The organism is Janthinobacterium aestuarii (assembly GCF_051380835.1).
Lineage (GTDB): Bacteria > Pseudomonadota > Gammaproteobacteria > Burkholderiales > Burkholderiaceae_D > Janthinobacterium > Janthinobacterium aestuarii.
Genome location: NZ_JBNYXU010000002.1, coordinates 258,830 through 276,692, shown reverse-complemented (window position 1 = coordinate 276,692; position 17,863 = coordinate 258,830). Strand labels below are relative to the sequence as shown.

The window sequence follows — 17,863 nt, the reverse complement described above, 5'->3', positions numbered from 1 at the left end:
TCGCGTGCGAAAAAGTTTGGCTTGGCCCAAAGGACGAGCAAAAAGTTTCTCCGCATAAAAATATTACAGCCCGCATAGTAAAGGAAAATACCTTGTTTGCCCTGAAAACCCTGCGCCGCGAGACCGGCGCATCCGCACTTCCTGCCCTGCGGCTGACTGCCGCCGCGGCCCTCGCGCTGACTCTGGCGGCCTGTTCCAAGCCTGCCGTCAAAGTGGAAGACGTGCGCCCCGTGCGTGCCATCGTGTTGTCTAGCAGTAATGTTGACGTCAGTGCGGAGCTGTCGGGCGAGGTCGTGCCCCGCGTCGTGTCGCAGCTGGGTTTCCGCGTGGGCGGCAAGATCGTTGCGCGCAAGGTCGACGTGGGCGCCACCGTCAAGAAGGGGCAAGTACTGATGCAGCTCGATCCCGTCGACTTGCAGCTGTCGCAGGCGCAGGCCAAGGCTTCGCTGGTCAGCGCAGAAACGAGCCGCGACCTGGCGCGCGCGGAATTGAAACGTTACCAGGATTTGCGCGAGAAAAATTTCGTCAGCCAGGCCGTGCTTGATGGCAAGGATGCCACCTACAAGGCGGCGCAGGCGAACGTGGAAGCGGCCCAGGCCCTGTACCGTGGCCAGGCCAACCAGTCCGGCTATGCCAGCCTGCTGGCCGACGTCGATGGCGTCGTCACGCGGATCGAGGCTGAAGTGGGGCAGGTGGTGGCGCCCGGCGCGCCTGTCGTGCAAGTGGCCAGGAGCGGCGAGAAGGAAGTCGTGATCGGTATTCCGGAAGACAAGGTCGAGACTTTGCGCGGCGTCAAGGATGTAGTCGTGCGCCTGTGGGCCGATCCGAAGCAGGCGCTGCCGGGCAAGATCCGCGAAGTGTCGCCCGTGGCCGATGCCGCCACGCGCACCTATATCGCCAAGGTCAGCATCCCGGACGCGCCGCAAGTGCGCCTGGGCATGACGGCCGTGGTGCAGTTCGCCTCGCAGACGGCCACGCCGCAGATCAAGGTGCCGTTGACGGCCCTGTTCAATGAAAAGTCGCAAAGTTCCGTGTGGGTGGTGGAAAACGGCGCCGTGAAGCTCGTGCCGGTGACGGTGGGCGGCGTGGCGGGCAATGAGTTGCTGCTGGCTTCGGGCGTGAAAGCGGGCCAGACGGTGGTCACGGCCGGCGTCAACCTGCTCAAGCCGGGCCAGAAAGTGACCATCCTCGGCGCCGACGTGGCCAGCAAGCCGGCTGCCGCCGCTGCCGCCGTCACCGTGGGTGCGGCCAAATGAAGGGCGGCTTCAATCTGTCGCGCTGGGCGCTCGAACACATCCCGCTGACGCGCTACCTGATGGCCGTGCTGCTGATTGGCGGCATGCTCAGCTATGCCAGCCTGGGCCAGGATGAAGATCCGCCGTTTACCTTCCGCGCCATGGTCTTGCAAGCGTACTGGCCCGGCGCCACGGCCTTGCAGATGGCCGAGCAGGTGACGGACAAGCTGGAAAAGAAACTGCAGGAAACGCCGTACATCGACGAGATCACCAGTTATTCGAAGCCGGGCGAAACCTTGATCCTGCTGGAATTGCGCGAATCGGCGCCGCCCAAGGAAACGGCCGCCGCCTGGTACCAGGTGCGCAAGAAGATCGGCGACATCCAGGGCACCTTGCCGTCCGGCGTCGTGGGCCCGTTCTTCAATGACGAGTTCGGCGACACGTACGGCTCCATCTTCGCCCTGTCCGGCGACGGTTTTACCTACGCGGAAATGAAGGATTACGCGGACAAGGTGCGCCAGGAGCTGCTGGCCGTGGGGCAGGTATCGAAGGTGGAACTGTTCGGCGTGCAAGATGAAAAGATCAATATCATCTTTTCGCACAAGAAATTTGCCCAGCTGGGCATCCCTTTCGACGCCATCGTGCAGCAATTGTCCGCGCAAAACAGCATCAACGCCACGGGCGTGCTGGTGACGCCGACCGATAATCTGCAAGTGCGCGTGACGGGTGCCATGGTGACCGTCAAGGATCTGGAAAACCTGGAACTGCGCGCCAACGGCACCACCTTCCGCCTCGGCGACTTTGCCACGGTGAAACGCGAATTCGTCGATCCGCCGAAGGACAAGATGCGTTTTAACGGCAAGGAAGTGATCGGCCTGGGCGTGTCGATGGAAAAGGGCGGCAACATCATCGACATGGGCAAGGCCTTGCAGGCAACGGTTAAGCGCATGAAGAGTGAATTGCCGGTCGGCATAGAATTGCAGCGCGTGTCGAACCAGCCGGAAGCCGTGTCCGCCTCCGTGGGCGAATTCGTGCATACCCTGATCGAAGCCATTCTGATCGTGCTGGCCGTCAGCTTTGTCGCGCTGGGCTTGCATACGAAGCCGCTGCGCATCGACGTCCGGCCGGGCCTGGTGGTGGCGCTGACCATCCCGCTCGTACTGGCCGTCACCTTCCTGTTCATGCGCCTGCTCGACATCGACTTGCACAAGATTTCCCTGGGCGCCCTGATCATCGCGCTGGGCTTGCTGGTCGACGACGCCATCATCGCCGTCGAGATGATGGTGCGCAAGATGGAAGAGGGCATGTCGCGTTTCGACGCGGCCACGTTCGCCTACACGTCGACGGCCATGCCCATGCTGACGGGCACGCTGATCACGGTGGCGGGCTTCTTGCCCATCGGCCTGGCCAAGTCGGCCGCCGGCGAATACACGTTCTCCCTGTTCTCCGTCAATGCGCTGGCCCTGATCATTTCGTGGGTGGTGGCCGTGGTGTTTACGCCGTACATCGGCTACATCTTGCTGAAAGTCAAACCGCACGCGCATAACGACCATGAATTGTTCGATACGCCGAACTTCCGCCGCTTCCGCCGCGCCGTCACCTGGTGCGTGGAATGGCGCAAGACGACGATTGCCGCCACCCTGACCATCTTTGCGCTGGGGATTTACGGCTTTAACTTTATCGAAAAGCAATTCTTCCCCGATTCCAGCCGTCCCGAACTGATGGTGGAACTGTGGTCGCCCGAAGGCACGACGTTTGTCGCGAATGAAAAGCAGGTGAAGAAATTCGAAGCGTTTGTGGGCAAGCTCGACGGCGTGGAAAGCGTGACCAGCTATGTGGGCACGGGCAGTCCCCGTTTCTATTTGCCGCTGGACCAGATTTTCCCGCAGACCAATGTGTCGCAAGTGGTGGTCTTGCCGAAGAACCTGGCGGACCGCGAACGCTTGCGTCAGCAAATCGTCGACGTCTTCAAGAAGGATTTCCCGGAAGTGCGGGGCCGGGTCAAGCTGTTGCCGAATGGGCCGCCGGTGCCGTATCCCGTGCAATTTCGCGTCCTGGGGCCGGAAGTGGCGGGTGTGCGGGCCATCGCCGACCAGGTCAAGGACATCATGCGCGCCAATCCGAACACCTTGGGCGTGAACGACAACTGGAATGAATCGGTGAAAGTGCTGCGCCTGGACCTGGACCAGGACAAGATGCGCGCGCTGGGCGTCACCTCGAAAACGGTGATGCAGGCGGCCAATACGATTCTGTCGGGCACGGTTATCGGCCAGTTCCGCGAGGACAACAAGCTGATCGACATCCAGGTGCGCCAGCCTCTGGAAGAGCGGGCGACGATTTCCGTGTTGAATGACACGAATATCCCGACGGCAACGGGCAAGTCCGTGCCCATTTCGCAGTTGGCCCGCGCGCATTTCGTGTGGGAACCGGGTGTCGTCTGGCGCGACAAGCGCGCATGGGCCATCACCGTCCAGTCCGACGTGATCGATGGCATCCAGGGCGCGACCGTGTCGACGCAGCTGGCGCCGCAGCTGGACGCCTTGCGCGCCAAGTTGCCGTCCGGCTACCGCATCGTGGTGAAAGGCGTGGCGGCCGACAGCGGCGAGGCGGAAGCGTCGATCTCGGCCAACCTGCCGCTGGCCATCTTCATCATCTTCACCTTGCTGATGCTGCAGCTGCACAGTTTCTCGCGTGCCTTGCTGGTCTTCCTGACGGGGCCGCTGGGTGTGGCGGGCGCCGCCTTTGCCTTGCTGGCGCTGGGCCGGCCACTTGGTTTCGTGGCCAACCTGGGCATCATCGCGCTGTTCGGCATGATCATCCGCAATTCGGTGATTCTCGTCGACCAGATCGAGCAAGACATCAAGGATGGCTCCGCCCCGTGGGACGCCATCATCGACTCGGCCGTGCGCCGCTGCCGCCCCATCGTGCTGACGGCCGCCGCTGCGGCGCTGGCCATGATCCCGCTCTCGCGCTCCGTGTTCTGGGGGCCGATGGCGGTGGCCATCATGGGCGGCCTGATCCTGGCGACGGCGTTGACCTTGCTGTTCCTGCCGGCCCTGTATGCGGCCTGGTTCCGGGTCAAGAGGCCGGTGGAGGCAGCCAAGGTCGAAGGTTAAATAGTCACCCCAGGCCACAGGCATAAAAAAGGCGGCATTCCTCTGGGAAATCCAGTAGAATGCCGCCTTTGCTTTACCGAGCGTTTGCTCCGGGCTTGCTCTATAAGTCCACGGTAGCCAGATCGCTCCCGAGTTGTTAAAATCAGGAGCAGGCTGCAACAAGTAGCACAAAGTAGTACCAAATGCGGATGTGGTGGAATTGGTAGACACGCTGGTCTTAGAAGCCAGTGCTTCGGCTTGGGAGTTCGAGTCTCCCCATCCGCACCAATCCGGGTTGTTTCAGCCCGGACGTGCAGCGTCATCAAGATTTTCTCCAAAGCAGGCAATTAAGCGAGTGCGCCCAGTGCGCCCAGTTGCCGGCTCGACTGTTGCACCATCTGCGCAATCAGTGCCTGCGCCTGCGGGTAGCCGCTTCTTTCCATTAACTTGTCATCTTCAGCCAGCGGCCACAGCGCCTGCAAGACGCGTTGCCGTGCCTGTGGCCAGTTGTGCTCGTGCGCCTGCGTTGAGGGCGGCAATTGCTTGTCCAGCAGGTGCAGTGCCTCGCGCGTCAACGCCAGCTCTTGCTGCGCCTGCGCGGCCAGCGTGTCGCTGCGGGGCGGGGGCTGCTGCGCCAAATAAGTGTCGAGCTTGCGGCTCTGGCGCTCGTACAGATCGAGCAGCAAATGCACGGTGGCGCCGCCTGGCCGCCGTTGCGTGTCGAGGGCGTCGAGCACATCGAGCAGCCAGTGCGTCATCTGCCGCCCGGCCAGTCCCAGTTCCGGCCAGGTCGTGCTTTGCAACTGCTCGCCCAGGTAGCGGGCGCGGTCGATGGCGCGCCGGCTGCCGCTCATGTGCTGGCCGATGGGGCCGTATTGGGGCGACAGTGCCGCCTCCTGTTGCTCGGCCAGCAGGCACAGCAGGGCCAGATGCACGTAGACGTGGAAGGCGGCCAGGGTGCGGTGGGCATCCCAATAGTGATTGCCCTCATCATCGGGCGCATTCCATAGCGAGCAAACCTTGGCGCCATCCTCGCGCGCATAGTCGCGCGCCAGCAGGCTGTGGCCGTGGCGGAAGTCGTACAGTTTCTGGTGCAGCGACTCGTGCAGCAAGTGCTCGGCCAGCCACCAGGGATTGCCGATCAGTTCCTGGTTCAGGAACACGCTGCCATTGACGCGAAATTGCGAACTGGACGCCTTGCCGCGCCACGTGCCCAGCTTGGGAAACAGGGCGACCAATTGCACGTGAGAAAGCGCGCTGGCCGTCAGACGGGGCAGCAAGGTTTCCAGCAAGCCTAGCCCGCGGCGCAGCAGGGCCCGTTCCTGTGGCGTGGGCGTGGCCAGTGGCGCGCCGTAGTTATCGTCCATCACGGCAAGGAAGGCGCGTGCATACGGCGTGCCTTCCTGCCAGGCATGCCATAGGTAGGTGTCGTTGTCCTGCGGTGGGGGCTCGCCGTAAAGACGCGCCATGTCGGGCAGGTGCGCCGTCAACGGGCCGCCGGGCAGGCCCGCGTCCAGGTGTGCGCTGGCCGCCTGAAACAATGCCGCGCATTGCGGCAGGGGCAAGCCGTACTCGTCACCGAGGTGCAACTGGCGCATGGCGTGCTGGACGGCGCAGCGCAGCACCGTGTCTCCCAGCAGCTGGCGCTGGCGCGCCGGTGGCGCCGCATCAAGCAGCCTGGCCAGCCGCGCGGCTTCGGGCAGGGTGCTGCCCAGCTTGTGCAGGCGCCGCCGGTAGGCGACGGCCAGCTGGTCGCGGATATAGCCGCTGTCGCCAAAGGCGCGGTGGGTCACCAGCGCCGTTTCCACGGCTGCCAGCACGTCCGCATCCGGTGGCGCGGCGCACGGGGTAAGCGCAGCCACTGCCGGGTCAGACGACGGTGGGGTGGTCGTGGTCGTGGTGGCCATCGCCGCGCATGCGCAATTCCATCTCATCGACTTCCGTCTGGATTTTTTGCAGGTCGTCATCGGATACGCCGTCGAGCAGGCGGCTGAGGACCATTTGCAGCTTGGCTTTGGCGTTGCTGGAACTGCCGGGTGTGCTATCACTCATGATGTTTTCTCCATTAAATTCACTTGGAGAGGGCTTGCGCGACTTAGGTTTGCCTGAAAAATGGCCAAATTGAGGTAAATCAAAGGTTTTTTGCCCGAAATCTTCGCTGTGAGCGCATTTCTTTGTTTCGGACGGGGCGCCAGTTCGCATATACTAATGCACGAAGCAGGCTGGAAAGCCTGTCTCTGGCGAAATAAAGAATGCCGGGGCAAGAGTAAAGACAGGGCACCCCCAGGCTGTGGCGACTCGTTCGCCGCCGCTGGTATCCTCTGTGGCCGGGCTGCAAAGCCAGCCACTTTCCCGAAGTCCTTTGTTATAATGCCACGCTTTACCGAATGATGGCCGGCCCTGCATTGACTTAGAAGCATGGCTGGACGCTCGGAGCCCTGTCGCAGTACTGGAAGCGGCGGATTGTTTGGTGCCTGGTGCGGGTTTTTCCTCAGCCGGGTAGACCAGGTCCATCGTCCTGTTTTCAGTACTTTTACAGATGAATATGCGAGCGAGTGAAGCTGGACCCATGTCTTGCCGCCAGTGATGGCGCAAGGGGTCGGGTCTTCTTTTCTCGCACCAACAGTGTTTATTTTTTGGACGATTTTTTACATGGCAACTGCAGTCGAAACCTTGGGCAAACTCGAACGTCGTATCACGATCTCCTTCCCGCTGACGGACGTCCGCACGGAAGTTGAGAAGCGCCTGAAAGTGCAAGCCCGTACGGCTAAGGCACCGGGCTTCCGTCCGGGCAAAGTGCCGTTGAAAATGGTCGCAGCACAATACGGCTACCAAATTGAATCCGAAGTGCTGAATGACAAAGTCGGCCGCGCATTCAACGACGCCGCCAACGAAAACAATCTGCGCGTGGCCGGTTTCCCGAACATCGTGCCGAAAGAAGAAGCAGCCGAAGGCCAGCTGGCTTTCGACGCAACGTTCGAAGTGTATCCGGAAGTCGCCATCGGCGACCTGACGGCCGTTGAAATCGAAACCGTGCAAGCCGACGTGTCGGAAGCCGAAATCGACAAGACCATCGACATCCTGCGCAAGCAGCGCGTGCACTTCCACACCAAGGGCGAAGCTGGCGAACACGGCGACGGCGGTGAGGCTATCGCTGCCAACGGCGACCGCGTGACCGTCGATTTCGTCGGCTCGATCGACGGCGTTGAATTCCCAGGCGGCAAAGCTGAAGGCTACGCTTTCGTGCTGGGCGAAGGCCGCATGCTGCCAGAATTCGAAGCAGCGACCCTGGGCCTGAAAGTGGGCGAAGCCAAGACGTTCCCATTGTCGTTCCCAGAGGACTACCATGGTAAAGACGTTGCCGGCAAAACCGCTTCGTTCACCATCACCTTGCAAAAGCTGGAATGGGCGCACTTGCCGGAAGTCGATGCGGAATTCGCCAAGTCCCTGGGCGTTGCCGATGGCGACTTGGCCAAAATGCGCGAAGACATCAAAGTCAACCTGCAGCGCGAAGTCGCTGGCCGCGTGAAAGCACGCAACAAGGAAGCCGTCATGGACGCGCTGATCAAAGTTGCTGAGCTGGAAGTGCCAAAAACGCTGATCGCTCAGGATTCCGAGCGCCTGGCCGAAATGACCCGTCAAGACATGGCGCAGCGCGGCATGAACGTCAAGGACGTGCCTTTCCCAGCAGAACTGTTCGCAGAAAAAGCCGAGCGTCGCGTACGCCTGGGCCTGATCCTGTCGCAACTGGTGGGCGACAACAACCTGCAGGCAACGCCTGAGCAAGTCAAGGCGCAAATCGAAGATTTCGCCCAAAGCTACGAAGATCCACGCGAAGTGCTGAAGTACTACTACAGCGACCGTCGTCGTCTGGGTGAGATCGAAGCCCTTGTATTGGAAGAAAACGTCGTCACTTACGTGTTGGGCCTGTCGAAAGTCACGACGAAAGCAGTTGCTTTCGACGAACTGATGGGAAGCAACGCACAAGCGTAAACCAGTTGGTATTGGGATGCAGGCTCTTGCCGAAAGGCGAGGGCGGTATCCCCTAACTGCTTCACAAGGAAATGAAATGACAGGTATGAACCGTAATCCGGCGCTGGACACAGAGATGCTCGGCCTGGTGCCGATGGTGGTGGAACAAAGCGGTCGCGGCGAGCGCTCGTATGATATTTACTCGCGCCTGCTGAAGGAACGCTTGATTTTCATGGTTGGCCCGGTCAATGACCAGATGGCCAACCTGGTTGTCGCCCAGCTGCTGTTCCTGGAAAGCGAAAATCCGGAAAAGGAAATCTCGCTCTACATCAACTCGCCAGGTGGTTCGGTCTCGGCCGGTATGGCCATCTACGACACCATGCAGTTCATCAAGCCGGACGTCTCGACCCTGTGCACGGGCATGGCTGCTTCGATGGGCGCTTTCCTGCTGGCCGCTGGCGCCAAGGGCAAGCGTTTCTCGCTGCCGAACTCGCGCATCATGATTCACCAGCCGTCCGGTGGTTCGCAAGGCATGGCGTCCGACATCGAGATCCAGGCGAAGGAAATCCTTTACCTGCGCACCCGTTTGAACGGCATCATGGCCGAGCGCACGGGCCAGTCGATCGAACAGATCGCCAAGGACACCGACCGCGACCGTTTCATGTCCGCCGACGAGGCCGTTGAGTATGGTTTGATCGACAAAGTGTTGACCAGCCGCGCTTGATGAGTCCCTACCGGTATTGCTAAGCATGTAAGTAAACGCCCGGGCGATCAAACGTTCGGGCGTTTCGCTTTTATTTCGGGTAGCATGGAGCTTGTGCACGTTGTTGACTTGCGCCATGGGTAATAGCCTTTGCGGGCAACTACCGCACTCCGGCTTGCGATTTTGCAATATTGTTAATGCAGTTCCAACCAAAATGCCTTATGTCAGACAAAAAATCCTCTAGCGGCGAAAAATTACTGTATTGCTCGTTCTGCGGCAAAAGCCAGCACGAGGTGAAGAAACTCATCGCCGGCCCGTCCGTATTCATTTGCGACGAGTGCATCGACTTGTGCAACGACATCATCCGTGATGAAACGTCGAGCATCGAGACGGTGACCGGTACCAAATCCGACCTGCCGACGCCGCAAGAAATCGCCGCCTTGCTCGATCAGTACGTGATCGGCCAGCAGACTGCCAAGCGCATCCTGTCGGTGGCGGTGTACAACCATTACAAGCGCCTCAAGCACCTGGGCAAGAAAGACGACATCGAACTGGCCAAGAGCAACATCTTGCTGGTCGGTCCTACCGGCTCGGGCAAGACCCTGCTGGCACAGACCCTGGCGCGCATGCTCAACGTGCCGTTCGTGATCGCCGACGCCACCACCCTGACCGAAGCCGGTTATGTGGGTGAAGACGTGGAAAACATTATCCAGAAGCTGCTGCAAAGCTGCAACTATGACGTCGAGAAAGCCCAGCGCGGCATCGTCTACATCGATGAGATCGACAAGATTTCGCGCAAGTCCGACAATCCGTCCATCACGCGCGACGTGTCGGGCGAGGGCGTGCAGCAAGCCTTGTTGAAATTGATCGAAGGCACGATGGCTTCCGTGCCGCCACAAGGCGGGCGCAAGCACCCGAACCAGGATTTCGTGCAGATCGACACGACCAACATCATGTTCATCTGCGGCGGTGCCTTTGACGGCCTGTCGAAAGTGATCGCCAACCGTTCCGAAAAGAGCGGTATCGGCTTCTCGGCCACGGTGCGCAGCAAGTCGCAAAGCACGGCCAGCGAACTGATGCTGCAAGCGGAGCCGGAAGACCTGGTCAAGTTCGGCCTGATCCCGGAACTGGTTGGCCGTCTGCCCGTCATCGCCACTCTGGCGGAATTGACGGAAGAGGCGCTGATCCAGATCCTCGTCGAGCCGAAGAATGCGCTGATCAAGCAGTATTCGAAGCTGCTCGAGATGGAAGGCGCGGAACTGGAGATTCGTCCGGCCGCCCTGCATGCGATCGCCAAGAAGGCGCTGGCGCGCAAGACCGGCGCCCGTGGTCTGCGTTCTATCCTGGAACATGCTTTGCTGGACGTGATGTACGAACTGCCGAGCGAACAAAACGTGGTGAAGGTCGTCATCGACGAAAATACCATCACCAGTGGCGCCAAACCTTTGTTGATTTATCAAGAGACTGCAAAGGCTTCCGGAGAAAATTGAATACTGCTGAGACAAATGCATAAAAAGGGTTTTGATTCCTTAATGCATGGCAGTACAATTTAAATCAATGAGTGCAGGCTTCAATCGTAAAGCCACTCGCGGCGCTTAGCTGCGCGTGGCTTTTTTACTGTGAAAACTGCATTTGTTACAGTCATGCGGGTGTGTTTTGCGAAATAGACTTTATGTTTGTTTCACAGAATTATTTATTCTCGCCGGTCTTGTGTTTTGGCAGCGAGCGCCAACATCGTAAACACGCTTTCTATAAGGTACGCCATGACAACTTCCAAATTAACTGAGCAAACTCAACTGCCGTTATTGCCGTTGCGGGATGTCGTCGTTTTCCCGCATATGGTGATACCGCTGTTCGTTGGCCGTCCAAAGTCGATCAAGGCGCTGGAAGCTGCGATGGAGCAGGGCAAGAGCATCATGCTTGCCGCTCAAAAAGCAGCCGCGAAGGACGAGCCATCGCCTTCGGACATCTATGAAATTGGCTGCGTCGCCAATATTCTGCAAATGCTGAAGCTGCCCGATGGCACCGTCAAGGTGCTGGTCGAAGGCGCGCAGCGTGCCCGTATCAACCACATCAGCGATGCGCCGACGCACTTCATCGCCGACCTGACGCCGCTCGAGTCCGAGCCGGGCGACGAGTCGGAAGTCGAAGCCATGCGCCGCGCGATCGTGCAGCAGTTCGACCAGTACGTCAAACTGAACAAAAAGATTCCACCAGAAATTCTCGCTTCGTTGTCCGGTATCGACGATGCCGGCCGCCTGGCCGACACGGTGGCCGCGCATCTGCCGCTGAAACTTGAGCAAAAACAAGTCATCCTGGAAATTTTCAGCGTGGCCAAGCGTCTCGAGCACCTGCTGGGCCAGCTCGAAGGCGAGCTCGATATCCTGCAGGTGGAAAAGCGCATCCGTGGCCGTGTGAAGCGCCAGATGGAAAAGTCGCAGCGCGAGTACTACCTGAACGAGCAAGTCAAGGCGATCCAGAAAGAACTGGGCGAGGGCGAAGATGGTGCCGACCTCGACGAGCTGGAGAAAAAAGTCGCTTCGGCAAAAATGCCGAAGGAAGCGCTCGACAAGGCCACCAACGAGCTGAAAAAACTCAAGCTGATGTCGCCGATGTCGGCCGAAGCCACCGTTGTGCGCAACTACATTGACACTTTGGTCAATTTGCCCTGGAAAAAGAAATCCAAGGTCAACAACGACCTGTCGAATGCGGAAAAAGTGCTCGAAGGCGACCACTACGGCCTCGACAAGGTCAAGGAACGCATCCTGGAGTACCTCGCGGTGCAACAGCGCGTCGACAAGCTCAAAGCGCCTATCCTGTGCTTCGTCGGTCCTCCGGGCGTGGGTAAAACCTCGCTGGGCCAGTCCATCGCCCGCGCGACGAACCGCAAGTTCGTGCGCATGGCCCTGGGCGGCGTGCGCGACGAAGCCGAGATCCGCGGCCACCGCCGCACCTACATCGGCTCGATGCCGGGCAAGATATTGCAATCGCTGTCGAAGGTCGGCGTGCGCAATCCCCTGTTCCTGCTCGATGAAGTCGACAAGATGGGCGCCGATTTCCGTGGCGATCCATCGTCGGCCCTGCTGGAAGTGCTGGACCCGGAGCAGAACCACACGTTCTCCGACCATTACATCGAAGTCGATTTCGACTTGTCCGATGTGATGTTCGTGGCCACGTCGAACTCGTACAACATTCCGCCAGCCTTGCTTGACCGCATGGAAGTGATCCGTCTGTCCGGTTACACGGAAGACGAAAAGACCAGCATCGCGCAGCGCTACTTGCTGCCGAAGCAGATCAAGAACAATGGCTTGAAGGAAGAGGAAATCTCGGTGGCCGAGTCGGCCCTGCGCGACATCATCCGCTACTACACGCGGGAAGCCGGTGTGCGTTCGCTCGAGCGTGAAGTGTCGAAGATTTGCCGCAAGGTGGTCAAGATGCTGCTGCTGAAGAAATCCGACAAGAAAGTCATCGTCAACTCGAAGAACCTGGACAAATTCCTCGGTGTGCGCCGCTATGATTTCGGTGTCGCAGAGAAAGAAAACCAGGTGGGCCAGGTGGTCGGTCTGGCATGGACGGAAGTGGGCGGCGATCTGCTGACCATCGAAGCCGTGTCGATGCCGGGCAAGGGCGGCGTGATCCGCACGGGCACCCTGGGCGACGTCATGAAAGAGTCGATCGAGGCAGCCCGCACGGTGGTGCGTAGCCGGGCACAGCGCCTGGGCATCAAGGCGGACGTGTTCGAGAAGAGCGACATCCACATCCACGTGCCGGAAGGCGCGACACCGAAAGATGGTCCTTCCGCTGGCGCGGCCATGACGGTGGCGATGGTGTCGGTCTTCACGGGCATCCCCGTGCGCGCCGACGTGGCGATGACGGGCGAGATCACCTTGCGCGGCGAAGTGTTGCCGATTGGCGGCCTGAAAGAAAAGCTGCTGGCGGCCCATCGCGGCGGCATCAAGACGGTCCTGATTCCAGAGCAGAACGTGAAAGACCTGGCCGACATTCCGGACAACGTCAAGAACAAGCTCGAGATCGTCCCGGTGCGCTGGATCGACAAAGTGCTGGAAATCGCCCTCGAACGCATGCCTGAAGCGTTGGCGGACGTCGCTGCGGTGGAGGCTGTCACGGCCGCCGCGGCCAAGCCTGACGCGGCCGGCGAGGTGGTAAAACACTAACGTTTTACCCCTGTTTTCCCCAAACAAGCGCTTTTAGAGCGCTTGTTTTATATTGAAACGTGAATTGCGCCCCCAAAGCGCTTGACACATATACAGTGTGGCTTGTTTAATACGCCTGCACATTTTTTTCGCCGGACAGCTGTGGTGCCAAAAGTGCCGCAACGATACGGTAAAACGTTTTATACCTTTGTAATTGGGGATGCTAGTGAACAAGACTGAATTGATCGACCACATTGCTGAAAAAGCTGACATTTCCAAAGCCGCCGCTGCGCGCGCACTCGACGCTGTTATCGGCGGCGTGACGGAAACTTTGAAAAACAACGACAGCGTGACGCTGGTTGGTTTTGGCACTTTCTCGGTCAGCGAACGCGCTGAGCGTACCGGCCGCAATCCGCGTACCAAAGAAGCGATCACGATCGAAGCTGCAAAAGTTCCAAAATTTAAAGCTGGTAAAGCTTTGAAGGATGCTGTAAACTAACGGACTTCGGTGAGGTGACAATCACCGGAAACATTTGGCGGCGCCTCCGGGTGCCGCGATTTCAGGGTTGAAGTTCTTCGAATCGCAACCCTGAATGCAAATGCAAGTAGTACTGTGTATTTTTCGGAGTGGTAGTTCAGTTGGTTAGAATGCCGGCCTGTCACGTCGGAGGTCGCGGGTTCGAGTCCCGTCCGCTCCGCCAAAAAAATACGCTCTTAAGGAGTGGTAGTTCAGTTGGTTAGAATACCGGCCTGTCACGTCGGGGGTCGCGGGTTCGAGTCCCGTCCGCTCCGCCAGAATATAGAAGCCCGCGCTGCTGAATAAGTAGCGCGGGTTTTTCTTTTTCAGCGCCAGATTATCTCGGTACGCCTGCTTTTAAAATCCCATCCTGCCATTTTGAATAAAAACGCCTGCGTTTAAATCCGCTTTAAGCTGCGCCGGGTTAAATGCTTGAGCTCGGCGCCTTGCCCGCCATGCGGTGCCAGGGCAGGGCGCAGGCCCTGATTTACTCTTGCTATAGCGCTATGGGCATTGTAGAATCAGGAGATAATGGCTTGGGCGTCAGAATCCTGCTTTAGTTCCAGCGCCAAGTTGTTGAATCTAAAGGGGAAGTGGACATCTGTCCCGTCCATTCCGCCGAAGAAATCAAGGCGAACGCATGTTCGCCTTTTTTTATAGTGATCCACTCATCCCGAATTGGCTGACCATGTTTGAATTTATTCGTACCCATCGACGCTTGATGCAGTTTCTCCTGATGCTGGTCATCGTCCCGTCTTTTGCACTGGTCGGTATCAGCGGCTACCAAAGCTTCGGCGATGGCGCGAACACCATCGCCAAGGTCGGCGACCAGGTCGTTACGCAGCAGCAATATGAAGAAGCGCAACGCCAGCAGATCGACCGCTACCGCCAGATGATGGGCGAGCAGTTCGACCAGAAAATGTTCGACACGCCGGAAGCGCGCCAGAGCATCCTCGACAACCTGATCGCCGAGCGCGCCGTGGCCGCCGAAGTGGGCCGCAGCCACCTGGTCATCAGCGATGCCGTGCTGCAAAAGGAAGTGCTGGAAATCCCAGGCTTGACTTTGCCGGATGGTAAATTCGACCTGGAACGCTACAAGGCCATGCTGGCCGCCCAAGGCATGACGCCGCAGATGTACGATGCGCGCCGCCGCAGCGACCTGGCCCTGCAGCAACTGGCCGGCGCCGTGCAAGGTACCGCCTTCGCGCCGAGCACCGTCTCCAAGCGCCTGTCCGACATTACCTCGGAAGAGCGTGAAGTGCAGGAACTGCTGCTGCCGATCGCCCAGTATGTGTCGGAAGTCAAAGTGACGGACGCCATGATCAAGGCTTTCTATGACAAGAACAGCAAGTTCTTCGAAATCCCGGAACAAGCGAAGGTCGAGTACGTCGTGCTGGATGACAGCGCCGCCAGCGAACAGGTCGACGTCACCGACGCCGACGTGACCGGCTACTATGCGAAGAACCAGAAAGCCTACACGACGGAAGAAGCGCGCCAGGCCAGCCACATCCTGGTAGCCGTCAAGAAAGATGCATCGGCCGCCGACAAGGCTGCCGCCAAGGCCAAGGCCGAAGCCATCCTGGCGGAAGTCCGCAAGGCGCCAGCCAGTTTTGCCGCTGTGGCGAAAGCCAAGTCGGAAGACCCGGCGTCCGCGGAACAAGGCGGCGACCTGGGCGTGATTGGCAAGGATGGTTTGCCAGCACCGCTGCTGAGCGCTGTCGCTAAACTCAAGCAAGGCGAAATCAGCGATGTCGTCGCTTCCGATTTCGGCTTCCACATCCTGACCGTCACCTCGCTCAAGCCACAGCACGTTCGTGCGCTGGACGAAGTGCGCGGCGAAATCACGGCCGACCTGCGCAAGCAATTTGCTGCCAAGAAATACTCGGAAATGGCCGAAACGTTCACCAACACGGTCTACGAGCAATCGGACAGCCTGAAGCCGGTGGCCGACAAGCTGAAGCTGAAAGTGGAAACCGTCGCCAACCTGTCGCGCACGCCATCGCCAGCACTGGGCAAGGCGCCGTTCAACAACGCCAAGTTCCTGACCGCCATCTTCTCGAACGACTCGCTGAAAGACAAGCGCAACACGGAAGCCGTCACTGTCGCACCGAACGTGCTGATCGCCGGCCGCGTGGTGGAATTCAAGCCTGCCTCGAAGCGTCCGCTGGCCGAAGTCGAAGCGATGATCCGTCAGCGCGTGACGATGGAAGAAGCGGAAAAGCTGGCCAAGAAAGCGGGCGAGACCAAGCTGGCCGCCTTGAAGGCTTCCGGTGACGCCACCGGTTTCGGCGCGGCGCAATGGGTATCGCGTAGCAAGCTCGACGGCATCAACCGTGCCGCCATCGCGCAAGTCATGAAAGCGGACACGAGCAAGTTGCCAGCCTATGTGGGCGTGGACCTGCCAGCCCTGGGCTACGGCATCTACCGCATCGCCAAGGTGCAGCAGCCGGCACAAGTGGACGCAGCGCGCCGCCAGCAAGAGAAAGACCAGATCAGCGGTATCCTGGCACAACAGGAAATGTTCGATTACGTCGAATATCTGAAAGCCAAGGCCAAGGTGAAGATCGTCAAGCCGGTGACCGCACCGGTAGCAGCAGCGCCGGAAGCTCCGTAATCAGTTTTAGCCCATAAAAATAGCCGCTCTTGAGCGGCTATTTTTTTGTCTGCGGAATGTGCTGCTTTACTTCGCGTTCAGCAACGGCGCCAGCCGCGGCCAGATATTCCTCAAAATCGTCGGATGCGCATTCGCATTCGGGTGCAGGCGGTCGGCCTGGAACAGCTGTGGCTGGTCGGCGATGCCTTCGAACATGAAGGGCACCAGTGGCGCCGTCCATTCCTTGGCCAGCTTGCCGTACACGCCGTAAAACTGCTCGCCGTAGGCGCGGCCATAGTTGGGTGGCATGCGCATGCCCACCAGCACCACCTGCGCGCCCGTTTTCCTGGCCGCTTCACCCATGGCGCGCAGATTCGCCTCGGCGGCCGCCACGGGCAAGCCGCGCAAGCCGTCGTTGGCGCCCAGTTCGATCAGCACGACGTCGGGCTGGTGTTTGGCCAGCAGGGCAGGCAGGCGCGCGCGTCCGCCGCTGGTGGTCTCGCCGCTGATGCTGGCGTTGACGATGCGCGTATCGTTTTTCTGTGCGGCCAGCCGCTGTTCCAGCAGCGCCACCCAGCCCGTGCCCCGTGCCAGCCCATATTCGGCAGACAAACTGTCGCCGAGCACCAGCAGCGTTTTTGGTGCAGAATAGGCGTTCGTCATGCCTGACACCAGCAGCAGGGCTGCCGCAGGAAGCAAGGACAGCGTACGCCGCCGCATGCGGCCGCTGCCCTCGACACTTATTTGTTCACGAAATTTTTTAAGATAGATCAGCATGCCCGAATTCCCTAAAGCGACTTCCACCAGTTTTCTCCCATCAGACGCAGCGGCCCAGCGGCCCGCCGCACCCAACAGCCAAAATGCCCAGCCGGCCATCGAAGTGGTCCAGCTGGCCAAGCGCGTACCCGATGCCGATGGTGAGCTGACCATTCTGCATCAAGTCGATTTTACCGTGCAAACGGCGGAGACGCTGGCCATCGTCGGCGCCTCCGGTTCCGGCAAGTCCACCTTGCTGGGTTTGCTGGCGGGACTGGATACACCGAGCGAAGGCAAGGTCATCCTCGACGGCACCGATATCTTCGCCCTCGACGAAGACGGCCGCGCCGGCTTTCGCAAGGAAAAGCTCGGTTTCGTGTTCCAGTCCTTTCAGCTGCTGGCCCATTTGACGGCGCTGGAAAACGTCATGCTGCCGCTGGAATTGCGCGGCGACCCGGACGCGAAGGAAAAGGCGCAAGCCATGCTGGGCAGGGTCAACCTGGGCAGCCGCCTGAAGCATTATCCGAAATACCTGTCCGGCGGCGAGCAGCAGCGCGTGGCCCTGGCCCGCGCCTTTGTAACGGAGCCGCCGCTGCTGTTTGCCGATGAACCGACGGGCAGCCTCGATGCCGCCACCGGCGAAGCCGTGATCCAGCTGATGTTCGAGCTGAACCGCGAACGCGGGTCGACCCTGGTGCTCGTCACCCACGACAGTTCGATCGCGGCCCGTTGCGGGCGGACGATTACGATTGCTGCTGGTCGATTGGTGTGATTGCTGATGGTGTTTGTCGGATTACGCGCTTGCGCGCCTCGGCGGCCCCGCTAATCCGACCTACCC

The 17,863-nt window shown here is 59.7% G+C and carries 12 protein-coding genes and 3 tRNA genes; 12 read left to right on the top strand and 3 right to left on the bottom strand.

The window, feature by feature from the left end; all coding sequences use genetic code 11:
- The first annotated feature begins 92 nt into the window (after positions 1–92).
- The 3 genes from ACQ4WO_RS07420 (at position 93) to ACQ4WO_RS07410 (ending at position 4,618) form a co-directional block, all read left to right on the top strand.
- Entirely contained in the window at positions 93–1,256 is a 1,164-nt protein-coding gene (locus tag ACQ4WO_RS07420; RefSeq protein ID WP_081368049.1) for an efflux RND transporter periplasmic adaptor subunit, read from the top strand.
- Positions 1,253–4,351, top strand: coding sequence for an efflux RND transporter permease subunit (locus ACQ4WO_RS07415; RefSeq protein ID WP_436480853.1), 3,099 nt, complete (start codon positions 1,253–1,255; stop codon positions 4,349–4,351). Before ACQ4WO_RS07420 ends, ACQ4WO_RS07415 begins: the two co-directional genes overlap by 4 nt.
- 184 nt (positions 4,352–4,535) lie before the next feature.
- A tRNA-Leu gene (locus ACQ4WO_RS07410) sits at positions 4,536–4,618 on the top strand.
- A gap of 59 nt (positions 4,619–4,677) precedes the next feature.
- Here the strand turns inward: ACQ4WO_RS07410 and ACQ4WO_RS07405 are convergent.
- Both ACQ4WO_RS07405 and ACQ4WO_RS07400 read right to left on the bottom strand, forming a co-directional pair.
- Positions 4,678–6,237, bottom strand: coding sequence for a hypothetical protein (locus ACQ4WO_RS07405; RefSeq protein ID WP_436480852.1), 1,560 nt, complete (start codon positions 6,235–6,237; stop codon positions 4,678–4,680).
- Entirely contained in the window at positions 6,200–6,382 is a 183-nt protein-coding gene (locus ACQ4WO_RS07400; protein ID WP_436480851.1) for a hypothetical protein, read from the bottom strand. Before ACQ4WO_RS07400 ends, ACQ4WO_RS07405 begins: the two co-directional genes overlap by 38 nt.
- 600 nt (positions 6,383–6,982) lie before the next feature.
- Between ACQ4WO_RS07400 and tig the strand changes: the two genes are divergently transcribed.
- From tig to ACQ4WO_RS07360, 8 genes are all read left to right on the top strand, one after another.
- Positions 6,983–8,323: a trigger factor gene (tig, locus tag ACQ4WO_RS07395; protein ID WP_139092814.1), complete on the top strand. Its 1,341-nt coding sequence runs from the start codon at positions 6,983–6,985 to the stop codon at positions 8,321–8,323.
- 85 nt (positions 8,324–8,408) lie between these two features.
- Positions 8,409–9,026: an ATP-dependent Clp endopeptidase proteolytic subunit ClpP gene (clpP, locus tag ACQ4WO_RS07390; protein ID WP_374106865.1), complete on the top strand. Its 618-nt coding sequence runs from the start codon at positions 8,409–8,411 to the stop codon at positions 9,024–9,026.
- 200 nt (positions 9,027–9,226) lie between these two features.
- Positions 9,227–10,495 (top strand): ATP-dependent Clp protease ATP-binding subunit ClpX, encoded by a 1,269-nt coding sequence (clpX, locus tag ACQ4WO_RS07385; RefSeq protein ID WP_034787303.1) that lies wholly within the window; start codon positions 9,227–9,229, stop codon positions 10,493–10,495.
- A gap of 273 nt (positions 10,496–10,768) precedes the next feature.
- Entirely contained in the window at positions 10,769–13,180 is a 2,412-nt protein-coding gene (lon, locus tag ACQ4WO_RS07380) for an endopeptidase La (protein WP_086138046.1), read from the top strand.
- Between the two features lie 205 nt (positions 13,181–13,385).
- A complete protein-coding gene (locus ACQ4WO_RS07375; RefSeq protein ID WP_010398442.1) occupies positions 13,386–13,658 on the top strand; it encodes a non-specific DNA-binding protein Hbs in 273 nt (90 codons plus the stop codon).
- A gap of 125 nt (positions 13,659–13,783) precedes the next feature.
- Positions 13,784–13,860 (top strand) — tRNA-Asp (locus ACQ4WO_RS07370).
- Positions 13,861–13,877: 17 nt separating this feature from the next.
- Positions 13,878–13,954 (top strand) — tRNA-Asp (locus ACQ4WO_RS07365).
- Positions 13,955–14,364: 410 nt separating this feature from the next.
- Entirely contained in the window at positions 14,365–16,290 is a 1,926-nt protein-coding gene (locus ACQ4WO_RS07360; RefSeq protein ID WP_436480850.1) for a SurA N-terminal domain-containing protein, read from the top strand.
- A gap of 66 nt (positions 16,291–16,356) precedes the next feature.
- On the opposite strand, the gene ACQ4WO_RS07355 is transcribed toward ACQ4WO_RS07360, so the two are convergent.
- A complete protein-coding gene (locus tag ACQ4WO_RS07355; protein WP_436480849.1) occupies positions 16,357–17,046 on the bottom strand; it encodes an arylesterase in 690 nt (229 codons plus the stop codon).
- Between ACQ4WO_RS07355 and ACQ4WO_RS07350 the strand changes: the two genes are divergently transcribed.
- Complete coding sequence (locus ACQ4WO_RS07350; RefSeq protein ID WP_046685128.1) at positions 17,045–17,797, top strand: ABC transporter ATP-binding protein; 753 nt, start codon at positions 17,045–17,047, stop codon at positions 17,795–17,797. The two genes, ACQ4WO_RS07355 and ACQ4WO_RS07350, sit on opposite strands and share 2 nt — an antisense overlap.
- The last annotated feature ends 66 nt before the right edge of the window (positions 17,798–17,863 follow it).

What these genes read in the sequence shown, in the direction of transcription:
- ACQ4WO_RS07350 (WP_046685128.1), top strand. Translation starts at nt 17,045, where the DNA reads ATGCCCGAATTCCCTAAAGCGACTTCCACCAGTTTTCTCCCATCAGAC.
- clpX (WP_034787303.1), top strand. Translation starts at nt 9,227, where the DNA reads ATGTCAGACAAAAAATCCTCTAGCGGCGAAAAATTACTGTATTGCTCG.
- ACQ4WO_RS07405 (WP_436480852.1), bottom strand. Translation starts at nt 6,237, where the DNA reads ATGGCCACCACGACCACGACCACCCCACCGTCGTCTGACCCGGCAGTG.
- tig (WP_139092814.1), top strand. Translation starts at nt 6,983, where the DNA reads ATGGCAACTGCAGTCGAAACCTTGGGCAAACTCGAACGTCGTATCACG.
- ACQ4WO_RS07415 (WP_436480853.1), top strand. Translation starts at nt 1,253, where the DNA reads ATGAAGGGCGGCTTCAATCTGTCGCGCTGGGCGCTCGAACACATCCCG.
- ACQ4WO_RS07400 (WP_436480851.1), bottom strand. Translation starts at nt 6,382, where the DNA reads ATGAGTGATAGCACACCCGGCAGTTCCAGCAACGCCAAAGCCAAGCTG.
- ACQ4WO_RS07355 (WP_436480849.1), bottom strand. Translation starts at nt 17,046, where the DNA reads ATGCTGATCTATCTTAAAAAATTTCGTGAACAAATAAGTGTCGAGGGC.
- clpP (WP_374106865.1), top strand. Translation starts at nt 8,409, where the DNA reads ATGAACCGTAATCCGGCGCTGGACACAGAGATGCTCGGCCTGGTGCCG.
- lon (WP_086138046.1), top strand. Translation starts at nt 10,769, where the DNA reads ATGACAACTTCCAAATTAACTGAGCAAACTCAACTGCCGTTATTGCCG.
- ACQ4WO_RS07360 (WP_436480850.1), top strand. Translation starts at nt 14,365, where the DNA reads ATGTTTGAATTTATTCGTACCCATCGACGCTTGATGCAGTTTCTCCTG.